General features: G+C 70.4%; 18 protein-coding genes. 8 read left to right on the top strand and 10 right to left on the bottom strand.

Annotated elements, in window-relative coordinates; genetic code table 11:
• Positions 1-3: 3 nt before the first annotated feature.
• The 4 genes from AC3WLB_RS21100 to AC3WLB_RS21085 form a co-directional block, all read right to left on the bottom strand.
• A complete protein-coding gene (locus AC3WLB_RS21100; RefSeq protein WP_492509410.1) occupies positions 4-1,068 on the bottom strand; it encodes an ABC transporter permease in 1,065 nt (354 codons plus the stop codon).
• The gene (locus tag AC3WLB_RS21095; RefSeq protein WP_492509408.1) at positions 1,065-3,680 is read right to left on the bottom strand and encodes an ATP-binding cassette domain-containing protein; all 2,616 of its coding nucleotides are present in this window, start codon (positions 3,678-3,680) and stop codon (positions 1,065-1,067) included. The genes AC3WLB_RS21100 and AC3WLB_RS21095 overlap by 4 nt, the downstream gene beginning before the upstream one ends.
• A 229-nt stretch (positions 3,681-3,909) precedes the next feature.
• The gene (locus AC3WLB_RS21090) at positions 3,910-4,632 is read right to left on the bottom strand and encodes an SDR family NAD(P)-dependent oxidoreductase (protein ID WP_492509406.1); all 723 of its coding nucleotides are present in this window, start codon (positions 4,630-4,632) and stop codon (positions 3,910-3,912) included.
• Positions 4,629-5,783, bottom strand: a complete 1,155-nt coding sequence (locus AC3WLB_RS21085) for an ABC transporter substrate-binding protein (protein ID WP_022896437.1) — start codon at positions 5,781-5,783, stop codon at positions 4,629-4,631. The genes AC3WLB_RS21090 and AC3WLB_RS21085 overlap by 4 nt, the downstream gene beginning before the upstream one ends.
• A 185-nt stretch (positions 5,784-5,968) precedes the next feature.
• Between AC3WLB_RS21085 and AC3WLB_RS21080 the strand changes: the two genes are divergently transcribed.
• From AC3WLB_RS21080 to AC3WLB_RS21070, 3 genes are read left to right on the top strand one after another with little or no spacing between them, the layout of a single operon-like run.
• Positions 5,969-6,883, top strand: coding sequence for an alpha/beta hydrolase (locus tag AC3WLB_RS21080; protein WP_022896438.1), 915 nt, complete (start codon positions 5,969-5,971; stop codon positions 6,881-6,883).
• 1 nt (position 6,884) lies between these two features.
• Positions 6,885-8,537, top strand: a complete 1,653-nt coding sequence (locus tag AC3WLB_RS21075; RefSeq protein WP_492509404.1) for a flavin-containing monooxygenase — start codon at positions 6,885-6,887, stop codon at positions 8,535-8,537.
• Entirely contained in the window at positions 8,534-9,307 is a 774-nt protein-coding gene (locus tag AC3WLB_RS21070) for a glucose 1-dehydrogenase (protein WP_031282351.1), read from the top strand. The genes AC3WLB_RS21075 and AC3WLB_RS21070 overlap by 4 nt, the downstream gene beginning before the upstream one ends.
• A 19-nt stretch (positions 9,308-9,326) precedes the next feature.
• Here AC3WLB_RS21070 and AC3WLB_RS21065 read toward each other — a convergent pair whose 3' ends face one another.
• Positions 9,327-10,274, bottom strand: a complete 948-nt coding sequence (locus tag AC3WLB_RS21065; RefSeq protein ID WP_492509402.1) for a class I SAM-dependent methyltransferase — start codon at positions 10,272-10,274, stop codon at positions 9,327-9,329.
• A 157-nt stretch (positions 10,275-10,431) separates the two neighbouring features.
• Between AC3WLB_RS21065 and AC3WLB_RS21060 the strand changes: the two genes are divergently transcribed.
• Together AC3WLB_RS21060 and ligD are read left to right on the top strand one after the other, a co-directional pair.
• Positions 10,432-11,868 (top strand): SPFH domain-containing protein, encoded by a 1,437-nt coding sequence (locus AC3WLB_RS21060; RefSeq protein ID WP_492509400.1) that lies wholly within the window; start codon positions 10,432-10,434, stop codon positions 11,866-11,868.
• A gap of 19 nt (positions 11,869-11,887) precedes the next feature.
• Entirely contained in the window at positions 11,888-12,919 is a 1,032-nt protein-coding gene (gene ligD, locus AC3WLB_RS21055) for a non-homologous end-joining DNA ligase (protein WP_492509399.1), read from the top strand.
• A gap of 61 nt (positions 12,920-12,980) precedes the next feature.
• On the opposite strand, the gene AC3WLB_RS21050 is transcribed toward ligD, so the two are convergent.
• A complete protein-coding gene (locus AC3WLB_RS21050; protein ID WP_492509398.1) occupies positions 12,981-14,042 on the bottom strand; it encodes an ATP-dependent DNA ligase in 1,062 nt (353 codons plus the stop codon).
• Positions 14,043-14,126: 84 nt separating this feature from the next.
• On the opposite strand from AC3WLB_RS21050, the gene AC3WLB_RS21045 reads away from it, so the two are divergent.
• Positions 14,127-14,618 carry a MarR family transcriptional regulator gene (locus AC3WLB_RS21045; protein ID WP_022896745.1) on the top strand — a complete coding sequence of 164 codons (492 nt, stop codon included), beginning with the start codon at positions 14,127-14,129 and terminating at the stop codon, positions 14,616-14,618.
• 18 nt (positions 14,619-14,636) lie between these two features.
• On the opposite strand, the gene AC3WLB_RS21040 is transcribed toward AC3WLB_RS21045, so the two are convergent.
• From AC3WLB_RS21040 to AC3WLB_RS21030, 3 genes are read right to left on the bottom strand one after another with little or no spacing between them, the layout of a single operon-like run.
• The gene (locus tag AC3WLB_RS21040; RefSeq protein ID WP_492509395.1) at positions 14,637-15,020 is read right to left on the bottom strand and encodes a DUF3618 domain-containing protein; all 384 of its coding nucleotides are present in this window, start codon (positions 15,018-15,020) and stop codon (positions 14,637-14,639) included.
• Positions 15,020-15,409: a phage holin family protein gene (locus AC3WLB_RS21035; RefSeq protein ID WP_492509393.1), complete on the bottom strand. Its 390-nt coding sequence runs from the start codon at positions 15,407-15,409 to the stop codon at positions 15,020-15,022. Before AC3WLB_RS21035 ends, AC3WLB_RS21040 begins: the two co-directional genes overlap by 1 nt.
• Positions 15,402-15,635, bottom strand: coding sequence for a hypothetical protein (locus AC3WLB_RS21030; protein ID WP_031282763.1), 234 nt, complete (start codon positions 15,633-15,635; stop codon positions 15,402-15,404). The genes AC3WLB_RS21035 and AC3WLB_RS21030 overlap by 8 nt, the downstream gene beginning before the upstream one ends.
• Positions 15,636-15,756: 121 nt before the next feature.
• On the opposite strand from AC3WLB_RS21030, the gene AC3WLB_RS21025 reads away from it, so the two are divergent.
• Both AC3WLB_RS21025 and AC3WLB_RS21020 read left to right on the top strand, forming a co-directional pair.
• A complete protein-coding gene (locus tag AC3WLB_RS21025; RefSeq protein WP_492509391.1) occupies positions 15,757-16,251 on the top strand; it encodes a cation:proton antiporter regulatory subunit in 495 nt (164 codons plus the stop codon).
• Between the two features lie 10 nt (positions 16,252-16,261).
• Positions 16,262-17,437 (top strand): cation:proton antiporter, encoded by a 1,176-nt coding sequence (locus tag AC3WLB_RS21020; RefSeq protein WP_492509389.1) that lies wholly within the window; start codon positions 16,262-16,264, stop codon positions 17,435-17,437.
• Positions 17,438-17,459: 22 nt separating this feature from the next.
• Here AC3WLB_RS21020 and AC3WLB_RS21015 read toward each other — a convergent pair whose 3' ends face one another.
• Positions 17,460-18,167: an NAD(P)H-hydrate epimerase gene (locus tag AC3WLB_RS21015; RefSeq protein ID WP_492509387.1), complete on the bottom strand. Its 708-nt coding sequence runs from the start codon at positions 18,165-18,167 to the stop codon at positions 17,460-17,462.
• Positions 18,168-18,295 lie beyond the last annotated feature (128 nt).

The following is an 18,295-nucleotide window of genomic DNA, read 5'->3' as shown; positions in this document are numbered from 1 at the left end:
CTGCTACTCGGGCGCCGGAGCGACACTTCGCGCGACCTCGCGCCGGGCTCTCGCGCGGCGGACGGCGACGGGGACGAGTTCGCGGAGGAGCACGACCGCGATGAGGACGACGGCTTGCGCGATGAGCTGCAGGGCGTCCTGCCAGCCGAGGGAGCGCAGCAGCTGGCCGAGCTGGGTGAGGAAGAGGGCCGCGATTCCGGTCGAGACCACGCTCGCGAGGCCGCCGGTGAGGGCGGTGCCGCCGAGCACCACCGCGGCCACGGAGGGCAGCAGGTACGAGTCGCCGAGGAAGAGGGCCGGGGTCTTCGTGTAGCCCGCGAGCAGCACGCCGCCCGCGCCGTAGCAGAGCCCGGCGAACGCGTAGGCGAACATCTGGTAGGCGTTCACACGGATGCCCAGAGCCGCCGCCGCCCGTTCGCTCACACCCACCGCGGTGAGCCGCTTGCCGACGATCGAGCGCTGCGTCACGAGCCCGGCGATCACCACGATCACCACGGCGATGAGGAGCGTGTTCGGGATGCCGATGGTGCGGTCGAGTGCGAAGCGGTTGAGGGCGTCGGGCGCCCCCGAGGGCGTTCCGTCGGCGATGAAGAACACCGTGCCGAGCAGCACCGCGTTCATGCCGAGGGTCACCACGAGCGGCATCACCCGGAAGTACGTCACCAGGATGCCGTTGACGAGCCCCACGATGCCGGGGCCGACGATGCCGGCGATGACCGCCGCCCAGAGCGGCCACCCGTAGTTCTGCGGGAGTCCGGTGGAGAGCACGGCCGCGAGGGCGATCATCCCGGGCACCGACAGGTCGAGGCCGCGCTGCTGCACCACGAGGGTCTGGCCGGCGGCGACGATGGCCAGCACGGATGCGAACGGCAGCATGCTGAGCAGGGGCGCCGTGCCGAGGCTGCCGGGGGCGATCACCGGCGACAGCGCGAACAACAGCGCGGTGGCGACCACGATGCCCACCCAGCTGCCCGAGAGGGTGCGGCGCCAGGCCGACTCCACGGTGCGGGCGGTCGGTGCCGGGGTGGCGGGCGGTGCGGGGCGGAGGTCGGTGCTGGGCGAGGTCATGATGCGCTCCCGTCGGTGGCTGCGGTGAGGGGGGTGGCGATCGGTGCCGCGCGCTTGCGCCGCCGGCTCCGCCGGAGCTGGGCGTAGAGCACGGCCGCGGCGAGGGTGATGAGGCCCGGCAGCCAGTACGACCAGGCCTGCGACAGCCCGAGGAAGGGCGACACGTTGAGCACCTGCTGCACGAGGAAGGCGGCGGCGAGGATGCCGATGAACGACCCCCGCCCGCCGAAGATCGACGCGCCGGCCAGCACCACGACGGTGACCGACGAGAGCGTGTACGAGAGCGAGGGCCGCCCGTCGCCGATGCCGATCTGCGCCATCATGATCACCGCGGCCGGCAGCACGAGGAACGAGCACAGCACGTAGCTGAAGAACTGGGTGCGCTTGACCTTGATGCCGAGGCGCCCGGCCGCATCCACGCGCGACCCGACACCGCGGAGCTCGACGCCCCAACGGGTGCGCCGCAGCGCGAACTCGAGCACGAGCAGCACCACCACGGCCACGATGGTGACGACGGGCACGATGCCGATACGGGCCTGGATCTGGTCGGCGATGGGGCCGAAGATGATGCCGCCGGGCGTCGACCGCAGGGCGAGGTAGATGCCCTGCAGGGCCATGTAGGTCGCGAGTGTCACGACCACGGGGTTGATGTTGAACCTCGTCACCAGGAACCCGTTCACCACCCCGGTGGCGATCGCCCCCGCCACCATGAGGGCGAGGCCGACGTAGAGGTTTCCGCCGTCGACGATCCAGTAGGAGGCCAGCACCACGAGGAAGCCCATCAAGGGGCCGACGGAGAGGTCGAAGCCCGAGCCCAGCACCACCACCTGCTGCGCCGCGCCCACGAACAGCAGCGGGGCGGCCATGAACAGCAGGTTGTTGATGTTGAAGGCGCCGAGGTAGGCCGGGTTCGTGGCCGCGACCACGACCCCGAGCAGCAGGAAGATCGCGCCGAGCACCGCGGCGGGGGACTGGTCGCCGCGCATCCAGCGGCGGAGCTTCACGCCGCGCGCCGACTTGTCGGCATCCGTGCGCTCGCGCACCGTGGTGGAGGTGAGAGCGGCGCGCGCGATCGCGGCCTCCGACACCTCGTCGCCGACGAGCTCCTGCACCACCGCGCCGCGCGACATGATGAGTACCCGGTCGCAGAGCCCCTCGAGCTCGACGCCGTCGGAGGAGAGGATGACCACGGCGGCACCCGAGTCGGCCGCGTCGCGGAGGATGCGGTAGATGTCGACGCGCGCCCCCGCATCCACGCCCTGGGTCGGCTCCTCCGCCAGCAGCACCGTCGGCTTCGCCAGCAGGGTGCGGGCGAGCACCACCTTCTGCTGGTTGCCGCCGGAGAGGGAGGAGATGGGGGTGCGTGGCGACGGTGTCTTGATGGCGAGCCGCTTGATCTGCTCGACCGCCGTCTGGATGACGCGGCGATCACTCACCATCCCGCCGCGCGAGACCTTCGGCAGGGTCTTCGCCGAGATGTTCTCGCCCACCGAGAGGGGGAGGAAGACGCCCTCGCCGTGGCGGTCGGCGGGAACGTAGACCACGCCGGCGGCCGAGGCGGATGCGTTCGACCCGTTCGAGACCGGCCGGCCGGCGACCGCGATGGTGCCGCTGGTCGCTTCCAGGCCCGCCAGCGCCCGGATGAGCTGCGTCTGGCCGTTGCCCTGCACGCCCGCGAGCCCCACGATCTCGCCGGCCTTGACGGCGAAGGAGATGTCGTGGAACTCGTCGCTGTGGAGGTCGCGCACGGTGAGCCGGTCATCCGTTCCCACCGAGCCGGTGGTGCTGCCCTTCTCGGGGAACACGGTCTCGAGCTTGCGCCCGATGACGCGCTCGACGATCTGCGACTCGTCGACGTCGGCGGCGTCGAAGGTGCCGCGCACCTGCCCGTCGCGGAGCACCGTGATGCGGTCGGCGATCTGCTTCACCTCGGGGATGCGGTGCGAGATGTAGACGACGGCGGTGCCCTCGGCCACGAGTTCGCGCACCTTGCGGAACAGCTTCTGCACCTCCTCGAGGGAGAGGTGCTCGGTGGGTTCGTCGAGGATGAGCACCTTCGGGTCGAGCGCGAGCGCCTTGGCGATCTCGACGATGAAGCGCTGCTCCACCGAGAGGTCGGCCACGCGCGTCTTCGCGTCGATGCCCATCGCCCAGCCGTCGAGCTGGGCCTGCGACCACGCCACGGCCCGACGGAGGCCGCCCACCCGCTTGTACCCGACGCCCACCGCCATGTTCTCGGCCACCGTGAGGTCGGGCAGAAGCGCCGGGTCCTGCCGCACGATGCCGAGCCCGAGCTCGCGTGCCTCATCGGGCGAGGCACTCGTGAGCGGGTAGCCGCCGATCGTGACGGTGCCCTCGTTCGGCGCCAGGGCACCGGATGCGACGGCCATCAGCGTCGACTTACCGGCCCCGTTCTCGCCCACGAGCGCGTGCACCTCCCCGCCCAGCACGTCCAGCGTGACATCGGTCAGCGCCCGCACCCCCGGAAACGTCTTCACGATCCCATCGAGCCGCAGCACGCTCCCCCCGAACCGCCGCTCGCCGGAGGCGTCAGCGGCCGCGCCCTGCTCGTCGGCAACGATCGCGACGTCATACAAGTCGGAGTTGGTCATCTCGGCATCTCCTTGTGAGTAGAAAAAGTCAGAAATTGGGGCGGAACGGTCTCGCAAGCCGCGGGCCGTACTCAACGACCCAGGGTGAGGGTGTGGCCGAACGGTGCGACCGAAGGCCGCGCCGTTCGACCGCGCCCTCACATGTCGCGCGGCGCCGGGCAAGGACCGGCGCCGCCCGGGCAGCTCGAGCGAAGCCCGAGCCGCCCGGCAGCTAACACAGCCGGCAGCATCACTGCGCGAGATAGCCCCCGTCGATCACGAGCTCCGAGCCCGTGACGAAGCTCGCTTCGTCGCTGGCCAGGAACACGATCCCGTTGGCGATCTCCCGCGGTTGGCCAGCCCGGCCCATCGGCGTCATCGACACGACGTACTCGTTGATCTCGGGAGCCTGCGCATCCGTCAGCGGCGTCTCGATGAAGCCAGGATGCACGGAGTTCACCCGCACGTTCTCCTTGGCGTAGGTGATCGCGGCGCTCTTGGACATGTTGCGCACCGCGCCCTTGGTGGCGTGGTAGGCGTGTGCCCCGGAGACGGCGACCGATCCCCAGATCGAGGAGATGTTGATGATCGAGCCGCCGCCCTGGGCGATCATGTGCGGGATGACCTCGCGCATGCCGAGCCAGGTGCCGGTCTGGTTCACGGCGACGACCGTGTTCCAGTCGTCCATGGTGAGGTCGTGCAGGGTCTCGTAGGCGATGATGCCGGCGTTGTTGGCCAGCACGTCGACGTGCCCGTGGGCGCCGATGGTGTCGGCGATCACCCGCTTCCAGTCCTCCTCCTTCGAGACGTCGAGCTGCTGGTACTGCACGCCGTCGGGGAAGGTGTCGTCGCTGGCGGCGCGTCCGGTCGCGATGACCGTCGCCCCCTCCTCGGCGAAGGCCTCGGCGATGGCACGGCCGATGCCGCGCCCGGCGCCGGTGACGATGGCGACCTTGCCGTCGAGCCGGTTCATTGGAACAGCTTCTTCAGCGAGTCGATGCTGAGCCCGGAGGACAGGATGGCGTCCGGCGGCAGGTCGGCCTCGCACTTGGGCTGCAGGTTCGGGTCGGTCGAGTCCTCGATGATCTCGAGGTTGTAGGTCGACGGCTCGTCGTTCGGCAGTCCGTTGGCGGCGGCGAGGCCCTTGTGCAGAGCCGCGGTCACGACCCAGTTGCGGCTGGATTCGGTGGCGATCTGGTAGGTCGGCTGCGCATCCTTGTACTGGTACCAGAGGCACGCGAACTCGTTCGAGTCGTTCGCCGACCAGACGGGGAGCGGCTTGCCGGCGGCTTCGAAGGCGCGGATGCCGCCCACCGAACCTCCGCCGTAGTCGGCCACGATGCCGTTGATGTCGCCGTACTTGGTGATGAGACCCGCCACGACCTGCTGCGTCTTGCCGGGCTCCCAGTCGGTGGCGACCGGGCCGTCCTCGTTCAGCAGGGTGATGCCGGGGTTGGCCTTCACGGCCTCCATCACGCCGTCGAACACGGCCTGGGAGTAGGAGTTGCCGGCGATGCCGCCGAGCATGACCAGGTTGCCCTTGCCGCCCATCTTGTCGATGGTCCACTCGGCGAGGTTCTTGCCGTAGGTGTTGATGTCCTCCGACACGAAGTCGACGTAGTCGGTGCCGGGTGTGCCGCCGGGAGAGCCGACGAAGGGAACGACCTTGACGCCCGCCTCGGTGGCCTTCTTGATGGTCGGCAGCAGCGCCTCACCACCGTCGACGAAGGTGACGATCACGTCGACGCCCTGGGCGACCAGGGAGTTGATGTCGGAGATGGCCTTCTGGGTGTCGCCCTGCGCATCCGTGTAGAGCACCTTCTTGATGTTGGGGCACTTCGCGGCTTCCTCTTCGAAGATCTCGCGGGTGATCTTGCGCCAGGAGTTGCCGCCGAACCCGTCGGCGAGGGCGACCGTCAGGTCTTTGTCGCCGCAGAAGTTGCTGATGTCCTGGATGTCGCCCTGCACGCCGACGGTGCCGACGGTGACTTCGGACGAGCTGCCGGCCGCGGCCGTCGACCCGGAGTCGTCTCCGGAGGAGGAGAGCGAGCCGGTGGAACACCCGGCCAGTGTGAGCAGTGCGATCGCACCGATGGCGATCGCGGGGGCTTTCTTGGTGAACATGAGATGGGTCCTCGTTTCTCTTCGCTGAGTGGCGGACGCCTGCGTACTCAGCAGTCTCGGCGCTGCCCGACGGGGGTGTCCGGCTCACCCTGAGACAGCGGTGCGTCATTTTGCGACAAGCGGTTTCGCGGCGGATTTCCGCGGTCATCCTGGATGAATTCCCCGACGATGAGGAGAGATCGCACATGTCAGCGAACACACCGACCGACCTGCTCGGCCGGATCTACGCCGAGTGGACCGTCGAGTTCGAGGCCAATCCGGAGATGTCGCTCCAGCTGATGCGCTGGGTCTTCGAAGACTGGCAGCGTGCCACGGCGGAGCCCGAGGGCGTGACCTATCAGAGCACCTCGATCGGCGGCGTCCCGGGCATCCGGGTGACCCCGCTCGAGGCCGATCCGGCGCAGGTGCTGCTCGTGCTGCACGGCGGCGGCTTCGCGCTCGGCTCCTCGGCCTCGCACCGCAAGATGGCGGGGCATCTGGCCAAGGCGTGCGGCGCGACCGCGTTCGTGGCCGACTTCCGGCTGGCGCCCGAGCATCCGTACCCCGCGCAGATCGAGGACACCGTGGCCGTCTACCGGGCGCTCGTCGCCGAGGGCATCGCCCCGCGCGACATCACGCCCGTGGGCGACAGCGCCGGTGCGAGCATCGCCATCGCGAGCGTGCTGTCGCTCCGGGATGCGGGCGAGCCGCTGCCCGGCCGCGTCGCCACCATCTCGCCCTGGCTCGACATGGAGAACAGCGGCACGACCATCGAGACCAACAACGACACCGACTTCCTGATCGCCCGGGAGGGGCTGCAGGGCAACATCGACCGCTACCTCTCCGGCGGAGCGTCGCCGACCGATCCGCTGGTGAACCCGCTCTACGCCGACTTCACCGGCTTCCCGCCGCTGTACATCGACGCCAGCGACACCGAGTCGCTGTTCCATGACGCCCAGCGGCTGGATGCGCGTGCTCGCGCCGCCGGCGTCGACGTCACCTTCCACGTCGGCCACGGCATGCAGCACGTCTACCCGTTGCAGGCCGGCAACCTGCCCGAGGCCGACCAGGCCATCGCCGATCTCGCCGCCTGGTACCAGAACAACCGAAAGGACAACTGACATGAGCACCACACCTTCTCGCGACTACGACGCCGTGGTCATCGGCGCGGGCTTCTCGGGCCTTGCATTGCTGCACCATCTTCGGGAGATCGGGCTGAAGACCCTCGTGGTCGACGGCGAGGACGGCATCGGCGGCACGTGGTGGGTGAACCGCTACCCCGGTGTGCGCACCGACAGCGAGTACAGCTACTACTCCTTCTCGTTCTCGAAGGAGGTGCGCGAGGAGTGGACCTGGTCGCAGCGCTACCCGGCCGGGCCCGAGGTGCTGGAGTACCTCAACTTCGTGGCCGACCGCCTCGACCTGCGGAAGGACATCCGGCTGAACGCCCGCGTCGACTCCGCGGTCTACGACGAAGACGCGAACCTCTGGACGGTGAACCTCGCCGACGGCTCGGCGCTCACCACCAAGTACCTGATCAGCGGGATGGGCGTGCTCTCCCAGGCGATCTACCCCGACGTGCCGGGCATCGACACCTTCCAGGGCGAGAAGTACCACACGGCGCACTGGCCGCGCGAAGACGTCGACCTCACCGGCAAGAAGGTGGGGCTGATCGGGCTCGGCGCGTCGGGCATCCAGATCGTGCCGGTGATCGCGCCGCAGGTGGACGAGTTCTTCGTGTTCCAGCGCACCCCGAACTTCATCGTCGAGACCACCAACGAGGGCGTCTCGACCGAGGAGATGCAGTACGTGCGGGAGAACTACGACGCCATCTACGAGAAGGCGGCAAACCACCCGTTCGGTGTCGCGATGGAGCCGGCCGAGTTCTCGGCCCTCGAGGTGAGCCCCGAGCGGCGGCGCGAGATCTTCGAGTCGAAGTGGAACGAGGGTGGCTTCCACTTCGCCAACGAGTGCTTCAACGACCTCGCCACGAACCACGAGGCGTCGGAGCTGGCGGCGGAGTTCATCCGCTCGAAGATCCGCGAGATCGTGAAAGACCCGGCCACCGCCGACCTGCTGTCGCCGAAGACCTACTCGTTCAACGGCAAGCGGGTGCCCACCGGCCACGGCTACTACAACACCTTCAACCTGCCGCACGTGCACCTCATCGACACGGCGTCGGAGCCGATCACCGAGATCACGGCCACGGGCGTGCGGGTCGGCGACACCGAGTACGAGCTCGACGTGCTGATCTTCGCCACCGGCTTCGACGCGATGACCGGAACGCTCACCCACATCGACATCCGCGGCCGGGGCGGCCGGACGCTGCGCGAGAAGTGGCAGGAGGACGGCTTGAAGTCGAACCTCGGCATCAACGCCAACGGATTCCCGAACTTCTTCATGTCGCTCGGGCCGCAGACGCCCTACTCCAACCTCGTCGTGCCCATCCAGCTCGGCGCGCAGTGGCTGCAGCGGGCGCTCAAATGGGCCGAGGAGAACGGCGTCGAGCGCTTCGAGGCCACCCCGGAGTCGGAGGACTGGTGGGCCGCCGAGACCGAGCGCACCGGCAAGGCGACGGTGATGTACACCGAGGGCAAGAAGGCGAAGGCCTGGTTCCTCGGTGAGAACGTGCCCGGCAAGGCCGAGGAGTTCCAGGTCTACATGGGCGGCGGGCAGGTCTACCAGGAGCACTGCCGAGCGCTCGAGGCGGCCGGCTACGCGTCGCTGCTGTGGTCGCCGGAGCGGGCGACCGCCGGCGCCGGGGCGTCGGCGTGACGGGCCGGCTCGCGGGGAAGGTCGCGCTCGTCACGGGCGCGGCCTCGGGAATGGGGCGCGCGACGGCCGAGTTGTTCGCCGCCGAAGGCGCGACGGTCGCGGTCACCGACTTCAACGCGACGCTCGGCGCCGAGGTCGTCCGGGGCATCGAGTCGGCCGGCGGAACCGCCCGGTTCTGGGCGATGGACGTCTCTCGGGAGGCGAGCGTCGCATCCGTCGTCGCCGAGGCCGTGGCGGCCTTCGGCGGGCTCGACATCCTGATCAACTGCGCCGGCGTCATCGGCGTCGACAAGCCCACCCACGAGGTCACGGAGGAGGAGTGGGATGCGCTGTTCGCGGTCGACGTGAAGGGCGTGTTCTTCGCGACCAAGCACGCGGTGCCGCACCTCATCGAGCGGGGTGGCGGCGCGATCGTGAACTACTCCTCGATCTACGGACTCATCGGCAACGACGAGTTCACGCCCTACCACGTGGCCAAGGGCGCCGTCACGATGCAGACGAAGCAGGATGCCGCATCCTACGGCCGCTACAACATCCGGGTGAACTCGGTGCACCCCTCGACGGTGCTGACGCCGCTGGTCGAGGGCATCGCCGCCGACTACCCGGGCGGGCTGCCGGCCTACGAGGAGATGATGACCGCCAACCAGTCGATCCGGCGGCTGGGCCGGCCGATCGACGTGGCCTACGGTGTGCTCTACCTCGCCTCCGACGAGGCGAGCTGGGTGACGGGCGTCAACCTCCCGCTCGACGGCGGCTACACCGCGCGTTAGCGGGTTCGGTCGCGGGCGCTCAGGCTCGGCTGCGGAGCTTCGACAGCCCGCGGCCGAGCTTGCGCGCGCCGCGCCGCACGATGTTCCGGCTGGCCCGCGGGCGCTTCCAGCCGGCCTCCTGGCGCACCAGGACGGCCATGGCCTGGTCGAACAGCTCGCCGGTCGGCACCCACTGCTCGATCGCGAACCCGGCGTCCCCCCAGACCTGCTCGACCCAGGCGCGCGGGGCGACCGCCCAGGCGTAGAAGCTCCGTGCGCGCGGCCCGTCGTCGTCGGCACCGCCCCCGGCGAACACGAACTCGCCGGCACCCGCCGCGCGGGCGCTCTTCGTCGCATCCGGCACCACCTGGGCGAGATTGACGGCGAACTCGTCGGCCTCGCCCGCGGCGACCGCCGCTTGCGCTCCCGCGACGACGGAGAGGAACTCGGCCTCGAGCACCGTGATGTAGACCCGCGAGCCCGGGTGGGTGAGCCGGGCGAACTCGACGGCCCACCGGCGGTGCGCCTCCTCGGACAGGTGGGAGAACACGCTGAACGCGGTGATCGCGTCGAACGTTCCCTCGCGGAAGACGGTCGGCGGCCAGGGCGCGTTCGTGACCGCGTTCACTCCGGGGAGGGTGCTCTGCAGAAGCACCGCCATGCTCGAGTCGACGTCGCTCGACCAGAGCTGGTCGGCGCGGAGGCGGCGGAGGAGCATGCGGCTGATGCGGCCCCAGCCCGAGCCGAAGTCGAGCACCGTCTGGCTCTCGACGTCCCCCGCCGGCCAGAGCTCGAAGGCGCGGTCGACGAAGCGTTCGGCTTCGGCGTAGGCCGCCTCGTAGTTGGCACCGACGAACTTCTCCTGGATCTGGCGCGGGGGATTCTGCGGAGCCCGCTCGACCGGATCGGCGATGTCGGGCAGGGCGTCGAGAGTCGGGGCGGCAGCGAGACGCTGCACGTAGTCACTGATGGTCTCGTCGCTCGACATATTTCTCCAACGGTTCTTCGCGCGGCCTCATCTTGTCACAGTTCTCCACCTCGGTCGGGCGAGTGGTCGGCGAGGTCCGACATACTGGTAGTCGGAATCGACCCGAACGATTTTGACCACACGACCGCTCCCGACCCGTTCGCCTGGAAGGCCGCTCATGTTCCCGTTCGACTCCCTGCTCATCGCCGGCCTCGTCGCCGTGCTCGTCGTGATCGTTCTGATCGTGCTGATCACGCTGCTGCGCGGCATCAAGGTCGCCAAGCCCGACGAGGCGATCATCGTCACCTCGCGCCAGAAGGCGGTGCGGCCGGGTTCACCGGCGCTCGAGGAGACCGAGAACGCCGGCCAGCGCGTGGTGTTCGGCTCGCGGGTGTTCGTGAAGCCCATCGTCGAGGCGCACTTCAAGCTGTCGCTGCGCAGCCGCCAGCTGAACGTGCAGGCCACCGCGCAGACGAAGGATGCCATCACCATCAAGGTGAACGCCGTCGCCGTGGTGAAGGTGGGCGGCTCGGAGTCGATGGTGCGCGCGGCCGCCCAGCGCTTCCTGAACCAGCAGGACCAGATCGAGACCTCGACCGAAGAGGTGCTGTCGGGTTCGGTGCGGTCGATCGTCGGTCAGCTGACGGTGACCGAGATCATCACGAACCGGCAGGCGCTGCAGGGCCAGGTGCTCGAGGCGGTGCGCGAGTCGCTCGACGTGCAGGGTCTGCAGATCGACACGCTGCAGATCAAGGAGATCGACGACGACAACGGGTACATCCGCGACCTCGGTCGCGCGGAGGCGGCGCGCGTGAAGCAGGTCGCCGAGGTGGCCGAGTCGGTGGCGCGTCAGACCTCGGAGGAGGCACGGATCGCCGCCGAGCAGGCCGTCGCCGAGCAGCAGCGCAAGCTCGACCTGCGGAACGCCGAGATCCAGAAGGAGACCGACAAGGCGCGCGCCGAGGCCGCGGCAGCGAAGCCGCTGGCCGAGGCGATCTCGCAGCAGGAGGTCATCTCGCAGCAGGAGATCACGGCCGGCAAGCGCGTGGGCCTCCGCAAGCAGGAGCTCGACGCCGAGATCCGTGCCGCGGCCGATGCCGACGCCTACGCCATCCAGAAGCGCGCCGAGGCCGACGCCGCCTCCCAGGTCGCGTCGGCGAACGCCGAGAAGGCGCGCCGTATCGCGGCCGCCGACGCCCTCCGGGCCGAAGGCGAGGCCGAGGCCAACTCCATCCGCGTGAAGGGTGCCGCCGAGGCGGAGGCCACGCGGGCGCAGGCGGACGCCCTCGAGCAGCGCGCCGACGACCTGCTGCGGCAGCAGGTGATCGGGCAGCTGCCGGCGATCGTGCGGGCCGCATCCGAACCCCTGTCGGCCATCTCGAACCTCACCGTCATCTCCTCCGACGGCGACGGAGCGGGTCAGGTCGGGCAGAACGTGGCCGGCCAGCTCGCGTCGTCGATGCAGATCGTGAAAGACCTGGTGGGCATCGACATCGCCGAGATCGTGACGGGCCGGGCCACGGGCGCCGCTGCGGGCGCCGCCTTCGCGCAGAGCGCCCCGGCCGGCGCAGCCGCCCCGGCCGCTCCTGCGCAGCCAGTAGCCCCCGCGGAGTAGCCCCGGTAGGTTGGGCGGCATGGCGAGCGAAGTCGAGATGCTGACCGTGCCGGGGCCGAACGGGCCGCGCGAGGTGCGGCTCTCGAGCCCGTCGCGGGTGATCTGGCCGGAGCCGGGCATCACCAAGCGCGACCTGGCGCAGTACATCATCGACGTCGGCGACGCGTTCGTGGCCGCGAACGGCGATCGTCCGCTCGCGCTGCAGCGCTTCTCGGCCGGCATCGACGGCGAGCAGTTCTTCTCGAAGAACCCGCCGAAGGGCGCACCCGACTACGTGCGCAGCGTGATGGTGGTCTACCCGAGCGCCCGCTCGCATCCGCAGCTCGTCATCGACGAACCGGCCGCCGCGGTGTGGGCGGTGCAGATGAACACGCTCGTCTTCCACCCCTGGCCCTCGCGCGCCGAGACGAGCGACTTCCCCGACCAGTTGCGCATCGACCTCGACCCGCAGCCGGGCACCGACTTCGACGACGCCGTCCCGGCCGCGATCGAGTTGCGGAAGGTGCTCGAGGAAGCCGGTCTCACCGCCTTCATCAAGACCTCCGGCAACCGTGGTCTGCACGTCTTCGCGCCGATCGAGCCCACCCACGAGTTCCTCGACGTGCGGCACGCGGTCATCGCCATCGCCCGCGAACTCGAACGGCGGATGCCCGACAAGGTCACCACGAACTGGTGGAAGGAGGAGCGCGGCGAGCGCATCTTCGTCGACTTCAACCAGGCGAACCGCGACCGCACCATGGCGGGTGCCTACAGCCCGCGCGCCCTCGCCCACGCCCCGGTCTCGTGCCCCATCACCTGGGACGAGCTGGAGACCGCCGATCCGCGCCTCTTCACCATCCTCACGGTGCCGGAGCGGCTGGCGACGGTGGGCGACCCGTGGGCGGAGTTCGGTGCTCACCCCGGCAGCGTGGAGACCGCGCTCGGCTGGTGGGCGCGCGACCTCGAGGCGGGGCTCGGCGAGCTGCCCTTCCCGCCCGACTACCCGAAGATGCCGGGGGAGCCGCCCCGGGTGCAGCCCAGCCGGGCGAAGAAGGAGCCGGCCGCGGAGTGACCCGCCGGCCGCGGTGTCAGACCGGGCAGTGTCCGACCGTGCAGCGTTCGACAGGGCAGCGTTAGACCAGGACGTCGCTGAGGTCGTAGGCGATCGGGCGTTCGAGCTGCTCGAAGGTGCACGAGCGCGGGTCGCGATCGGGGCGCCAGCGGTCGAACTGCACGGTGTGCCGGAAGCGCATTCCCTCCATCTGGTCGTACCGCACCTCGATCACCCGGGTCGGGGTGAGCCGCACGAACGAGACGTCCTTGCCCGACGAGAAGCGGCTGCGTTCCGTCTCGCCGGTGACGGGGGCTCCGGATGCGTCGTGTTCGACCAGCGGGGCCAGCTCGTCGACGAGTTCGAGGCGCCGGGCGTCGCTGAACGCCGACGCGCCGCCGACGTTGCGGAGCTCACCGTCGGCGTCGTACAACCCGAGGAGCAGCGATCCGACGCCCTGCCCGCTCTTGTGCACGCGGTAGCCGAGCACCACCACGTCGGCGGTGCGGTGGTGCTTGGCCTTCAGCATCACCCGCTTGCCCGGCGCGTAGGGCGCCTTCAGCGGCTTGGCGACGACGCCGTCGAGGCCCGCGCCCTCGAACTCCACGAGCCAGCGCCGGGCGAGCTCGACGTCATCCGTCGCCTGGGAGACATGGATGGGGTCGCCGAGGCCCGCCGCGAACTCCTCCAGCGCAGCCCGGCGTTCGGCGAAGGGCGCCTCGAGCAGCGACCGCTCGCCCTGCGCCAGCAGGTCGAAGGCCACGAACATGGCGGGCGTCTGTTCGGCGAGCAGGGTGATGCGGCTTTCGGCGGGGTGGATGCGCTGCGAGAGCAGCTCCCAGTCGAGCTTCTCGCCGCCCGGCGCACCCGAGCGCACCACGATCTCGCCGTCGAGCACGCAGGGCTCGGGCAGCAGCCGGGCGAACGCCTCGACCAGCTCGGGGAAGTAGCGGGTGAGCGGCTTCGCGCCGCGGCTGGCGATGACGACGTCGGCGCCGTCGAACGACACGATTCCACGGAAGCCGTCCCACTTCGGCTCGTAGCTCAAGCCGCCGTCGACGGCATCGGGCTCGGGCACGGCGGCGACCGCCTTGGCGAGCATGGGGGAGACGTCGGCGGCGGTGCTGATCGCGGTGGAGGCCATGATCCGATCATGCCACCCTGGTCGCTAGACGAACTGATTACTCGATTTCCGAACAGAACGCCGGATTCGGTTTATTCTTGGCTCATGGAGACCGCTGGAGCACATTCTGCCACGCAGTACTGGTACCCCGGCGACGCCGAGTCGCAGGGCCCCGTCGACGTGCTGCAGGCGATGCGGCGATACCGCACCGCCGAGACCGCCATGCGCCTGCGCACCCGCCAGGAGATGCGCATGGGCGAGAACGACATCGCCGCCGTCCGCCATGTGATCCGGGGCCGGCAGACCGGGCGGTACATCAGCCCGAAAGACCTGGCCGACCTGCTCGACATCTCCTCGGCCTCCACCACGACGCTGATCGACCGGCTCGAGAAGTCGGGCCACATCGAGCGGCAGCCGCATCCCACCGACCGGCGTGCACTCATCCTGATGCCCACAGCGAGTGCCGACGACGACGTGCGCGCTGCCCTGGCGGAATCGCATCAGCGGATGCTCGCGGTGGCCGAATCGCTGAGCCCCGAGGATCGCGGCGTGGTGATCGCGTTCCTCGATCGCATGGCCGCGGCCGTCGAAGCCTGAGCCCGGGCGCCCGGCGCGCTACCGGGTGAGCGCGCGAACGACCAGCACGATGCCGGTCGCCAGCCCCGCTGCAGCGACCGCTGCAGCCGCCACGGTCTTCGGATGCGCGCGGGCACCGCGCACCGGATCGCTCGCGATCTCGCGCACGGACGTCTTCACCCGCGCCGGCACGTCGAGGCGCCGCTCGAGCTCGCTCAGCACGTCACTCAGTTCCGCCCGCTTGGCGGCGATGTCGGCCTGCACCTCGGCGCGGGAGCGCTGCGGCGGCTGCTCGGCCGGCGCCTCGTCGGTCTCGGGCTCGGGGCGCACGGCCCGCGCCTGCACGGCTGCCTTCGCGACCTCGGCGACGGCGGCGGGAACGCTGAGTTCCTGGTTCGGATCGTTCTGCTTCTTGGCCGCCATCAGTGCTCCCCCTGCTCGCCCGACTTCTTCTTGAGCGTACGCGCCCCGATCAGCGCGAGCACGATCGCGATCACGAGGAGGCCGCCGAACACGATGAGCGCGGCGGCCCAGCCGGGTACGACGAGGGCGAGGGCGATGATCGCGGCGGCGATGAACACCGCAAGGGCGAAGAACCCGATGAACGCCGCACCCGCCACGAGACCTGCGCCGATGCCCAGCCGGGCGGTTCGCGCGGTCAGCTCCTGCTTGAGCGCGTCGAGCTCGTCGCGCAGCAGGCCCACGACGAGGCCGGGCAGGTCGGCGATCAGCCGAGTCGTCGAGCGGTCGGCGGCGTCGACGGTCTCGTCGCCGGGTGCCGGTGCTGCGGAGCCGCGGGTGGGCTCAGGCATCCCGGCCTTGACCGCGCACCTTGCCGATGACGTCGCCGGCGCGCTCGCTCACCCGGTCGACGGCCGTCTCCACGAGGTCGCCGGCGCTGTGCACGGCCGACTGGACGTGCTGGTCGTTCCACAGCTGCTGGGCCTTCTCGCGGATCTGCTCGTAGCGCCGGCGGCCGGCGCGCGCGCCGAGCACATAGCCGAGCGCGAAGGCGAGCAGCAACAGGATCTTTTTCACGAGGATCTCCGATCGGGGACGTGCGCGGACACCGCGCCGTGCATCCATCGTGCGCCCGTTCGGCCGGTTCGCCAAGGCCCACCTCTGCGACGGGGCGACGCCCTGCTGCTAGCGTGAACCCGTGGGAGTGCGCATCGAGAAGGTCGACCTGCCGGGCATCGGCGTGCGACACGACCTGCTCACCGAGACCGGGCGCCGGGTGAGCGTGGTGTCGCATCGCGACGGCGACCGCGATCTCGCGCTGTTCGACCTCGACGACCCCGACTCGTCGAGCGACTCCGTGCCGCTCACCGACGACGAGGCGGCGGCGCTCGCCGACCTCCTCGGCAGCTCGGTCACGATGAGCCGCCTCACCAGTCTCGCGGGCGACGCGGCGGGCCTGTTCACCGAACAGTTGCAACTGCCCACCGATTCGCCCTACCTCAACCGCCCGCTCGGCGACACGAAGGCGCGCACCCGCACCCGGGTGTCGATCGTGGCGCTCGTGCGCGACGCCGGTGTCATCCCGTCACCCACGCCCGCCGACATCCTGCGCCCGGGCGACACCATCATCGCCGTCGGTACGCGCGAGGGCCTCGACGCCCTCGGCCACATCATCGCCAACGGCCCGGGCTAGGCGGCCGCCCGTGCATGAGACGACGCTGATCCTGATCGAGGTCGGCGCGCTCCTGCTGGGAATGAGCCTGCTGGGGCGGCTGGCCCTGCGGATCGGCATCTCGCCCATCCCGTTCTACCTCGTCGTCGGCCTGCTGTTCGGCGAGGGCGGCCTGCTGCCGCTGGATGCGAGCGAGGACTTCTTCCAGGTCGGCTCCGAGATCGGCGTCATCCTGCTGCTGGCACTGCTCGGGCTGGAGTACACGGCACAGGAGCTGCTCACGAACCTCCGGCAGTCGCGCACGGCGGGGCTGATCGACGCGCTGTTCAACGCCGTGCCCGGCGCACTCCTCGCCCTGCTGCTCGGCTGGGGGCCGGTGGCGGCGGTCGCGCTCGCCGGCGTGACCTGGGTGTCGTCGTCGGGGGTGGTGGCGAAGATGCTCCGCGACCTCGGGCGGCTGAGCAACCGGGAGACGCCGACGGTGCTCGCCATCCTCGTCATCGAAGACCTCGCGATGGCGTTCTACCTGCCCATCCTCGCGGCGCTGGTGGTGGGGGTGTCGCTCCTCCAGGGGGCGATCGCGGTGGCCGTGGCGGTCGGGGTGGTGGCGCTCATCCTGTACGTCGCGCTGCGCCACGGGTCGGTGATCTCGCGCATCTTCGCGCCCGAGCATCCGGAACCCCTGCTGCTGGGCGTGCTGGGGCTCACCATGCTGGTGGCGGGGCTCGCCGCCGAGGTGAACGTGTCGTCGGCCGTGGGAGCCTTCCTCGTGGGCATCGCGCTCTCGGGGCGCGTCGCGCAGCGGGCGAGTCAGGTGCTGACACCGCTGCGCGACCTGTTCGCGGCGGTGTTCTTCGTGTTCTTCGGGCTCACGACGGATGCGAGCGAGCTGACCGCGATGCTGCTCCCGGCCGCTGCGCTCGCGGTGGTCACCATGGCGACGAAGGTGGCGTCGGGCTATCTCTCGGCGCGGCGGGCCGGCATCGGCGTGCCCGGCCGGTGGCGCACCGGCCTCGCCTTGACGCCGCGCGGCGAGTTCTCGATCGTGATCGCCGGCCTCGCGCTCGGCGCCGGCGTGGAGCCGCGGCTCGCCCCGCTCGCCACCGCGTACGTGCTCATCACCGTGGTGGTCGGCCCGTTCCTGGCTCGTATTCCCGACACGGCATGGTTCAAGCAGGCGGTGCGCCGGCGCGCCGTCGCCAGCTGACCCGCCCCTGGACGGTAAGCAGTCAGGGGAGGTCGAGGGCGGGGGTGAGAACCGCCAGGTCGGCCTCGATGCCGATCTCGACGAGGTGGATGCGGCCCGCGAGGCGTGCGCCCTCGCCGCGGAGGAGTCCCGCTTTCACGCCCCCGAAGGTGACCGTGACGTCGGCGGGCAGCACCACCTCGTCGGCCACGGCGCCGGTGTCGGGGTCGACCCCGCTCGGGAGGTCGACCGCCACCACGAGCGGCCGGGCGGCCCCGGGTGCGCCGGGCGCCGTTCGCCCGTCGCCGGCTGGCAGTTCGCCGAGCAGCGCGAGCACCACTTCACGGGCGCGCCCGCGCAGGGCCGGCGCTCCCGCGGTGGTGCCGGTGCCCAGGATGCCGTCCACGATCACGTCGTAGGCGCTCGCGGCGGGAGCCTCGGTCAGCATCGTCACCCCGGCGGCGCGGGCGGCCTCGCGGCCGGCGGCGTGCATCCGGGAGCCGACGGCGAGGGCGTCGACCGCCAGCCCGGCTGCGGCGAGCTCGGCACCCGCGAACAGCGCGTCGCCGCCGTTGTCGCCGGAGCCGACGAGTAACAGCACCCGCGGAATATCCCGCCCGGCGCGCTCGGCGACGAGACCCCGGATGCGCTCGGCCACGCCGTGTGCGGCGCGAAGCATGAGCGGCTCGCCGGCGTCGAGATGGGGTCGCTCGGCGTCGCGCACCTGCTGAGCGGTGTATCCGCGGACCATGGACCCATCTTCGGCGCTGAAACGTCCGGCGGGACCGGCCCGGCACCGGTATGGAGAAAGCTCTCAGAAACGCCCCACATACTTGTTGCTTCAATTGTTTGCCCCGGGATGACCCGAACATCCACGTC

The sequence above is a fragment of the Herbiconiux sp. FW305-C-125 genome, assembly GCF_058783455.1.
The sequence above is the reverse complement of the archived record's forward strand: the minus strand, read 5'-3'. Positions and strand labels throughout refer to the sequence as shown.

Excerpts from the sequence above, each read along its gene's own strand:
- AC3WLB_RS21040 (WP_492509395.1), bottom strand. The coding sequence starts at position 15,020 with ATGGCGGCCAAGAAGCAGAACGATCCGAACCAGGAACTCAGCGTTCCC.
- AC3WLB_RS21035 (WP_492509393.1), bottom strand. The coding sequence starts at position 15,409 with ATGCCTGAGCCCACCCGCGGCTCCGCAGCACCGGCACCCGGCGACGAG.
- AC3WLB_RS21075 (WP_492509404.1), top strand. The coding sequence starts at position 6,885 with ATGAGCACCACACCTTCTCGCGACTACGACGCCGTGGTCATCGGCGCG.
- AC3WLB_RS21060 (WP_492509400.1), top strand. The coding sequence starts at position 10,432 with ATGTTCCCGTTCGACTCCCTGCTCATCGCCGGCCTCGTCGCCGTGCTC.
- ligD (WP_492509399.1), top strand. The coding sequence starts at position 11,888 with ATGGCGAGCGAAGTCGAGATGCTGACCGTGCCGGGGCCGAACGGGCCG.
- AC3WLB_RS21090 (WP_492509406.1), bottom strand. The coding sequence starts at position 4,632 with ATGAACCGGCTCGACGGCAAGGTCGCCATCGTCACCGGCGCCGGGCGC.
- AC3WLB_RS21100 (WP_492509410.1), bottom strand. The coding sequence starts at position 1,068 with ATGACCTCGCCCAGCACCGACCTCCGCCCCGCACCGCCCGCCACCCCG.
- AC3WLB_RS21015 (WP_492509387.1), bottom strand. The coding sequence starts at position 18,167 with ATGGTCCGCGGATACACCGCTCAGCAGGTGCGCGACGCCGAGCGACCC.
- AC3WLB_RS21045 (WP_022896745.1), top strand. The coding sequence starts at position 14,127 with ATGGAGACCGCTGGAGCACATTCTGCCACGCAGTACTGGTACCCCGGC.
- AC3WLB_RS21080 (WP_022896438.1), top strand. The coding sequence starts at position 5,969 with ATGTCAGCGAACACACCGACCGACCTGCTCGGCCGGATCTACGCCGAG.
- AC3WLB_RS21095 (WP_492509408.1), bottom strand. The coding sequence starts at position 3,680 with ATGACCAACTCCGACTTGTATGACGTCGCGATCGTTGCCGACGAGCAG.
- AC3WLB_RS21085 (WP_022896437.1), bottom strand. The coding sequence starts at position 5,783 with ATGTTCACCAAGAAAGCCCCCGCGATCGCCATCGGTGCGATCGCACTG.
- AC3WLB_RS21065 (WP_492509402.1), bottom strand. The coding sequence starts at position 10,274 with ATGTCGAGCGACGAGACCATCAGTGACTACGTGCAGCGTCTCGCTGCC.
- AC3WLB_RS21050 (WP_492509398.1), bottom strand. The coding sequence starts at position 14,042 with ATGGCCTCCACCGCGATCAGCACCGCCGCCGACGTCTCCCCCATGCTC.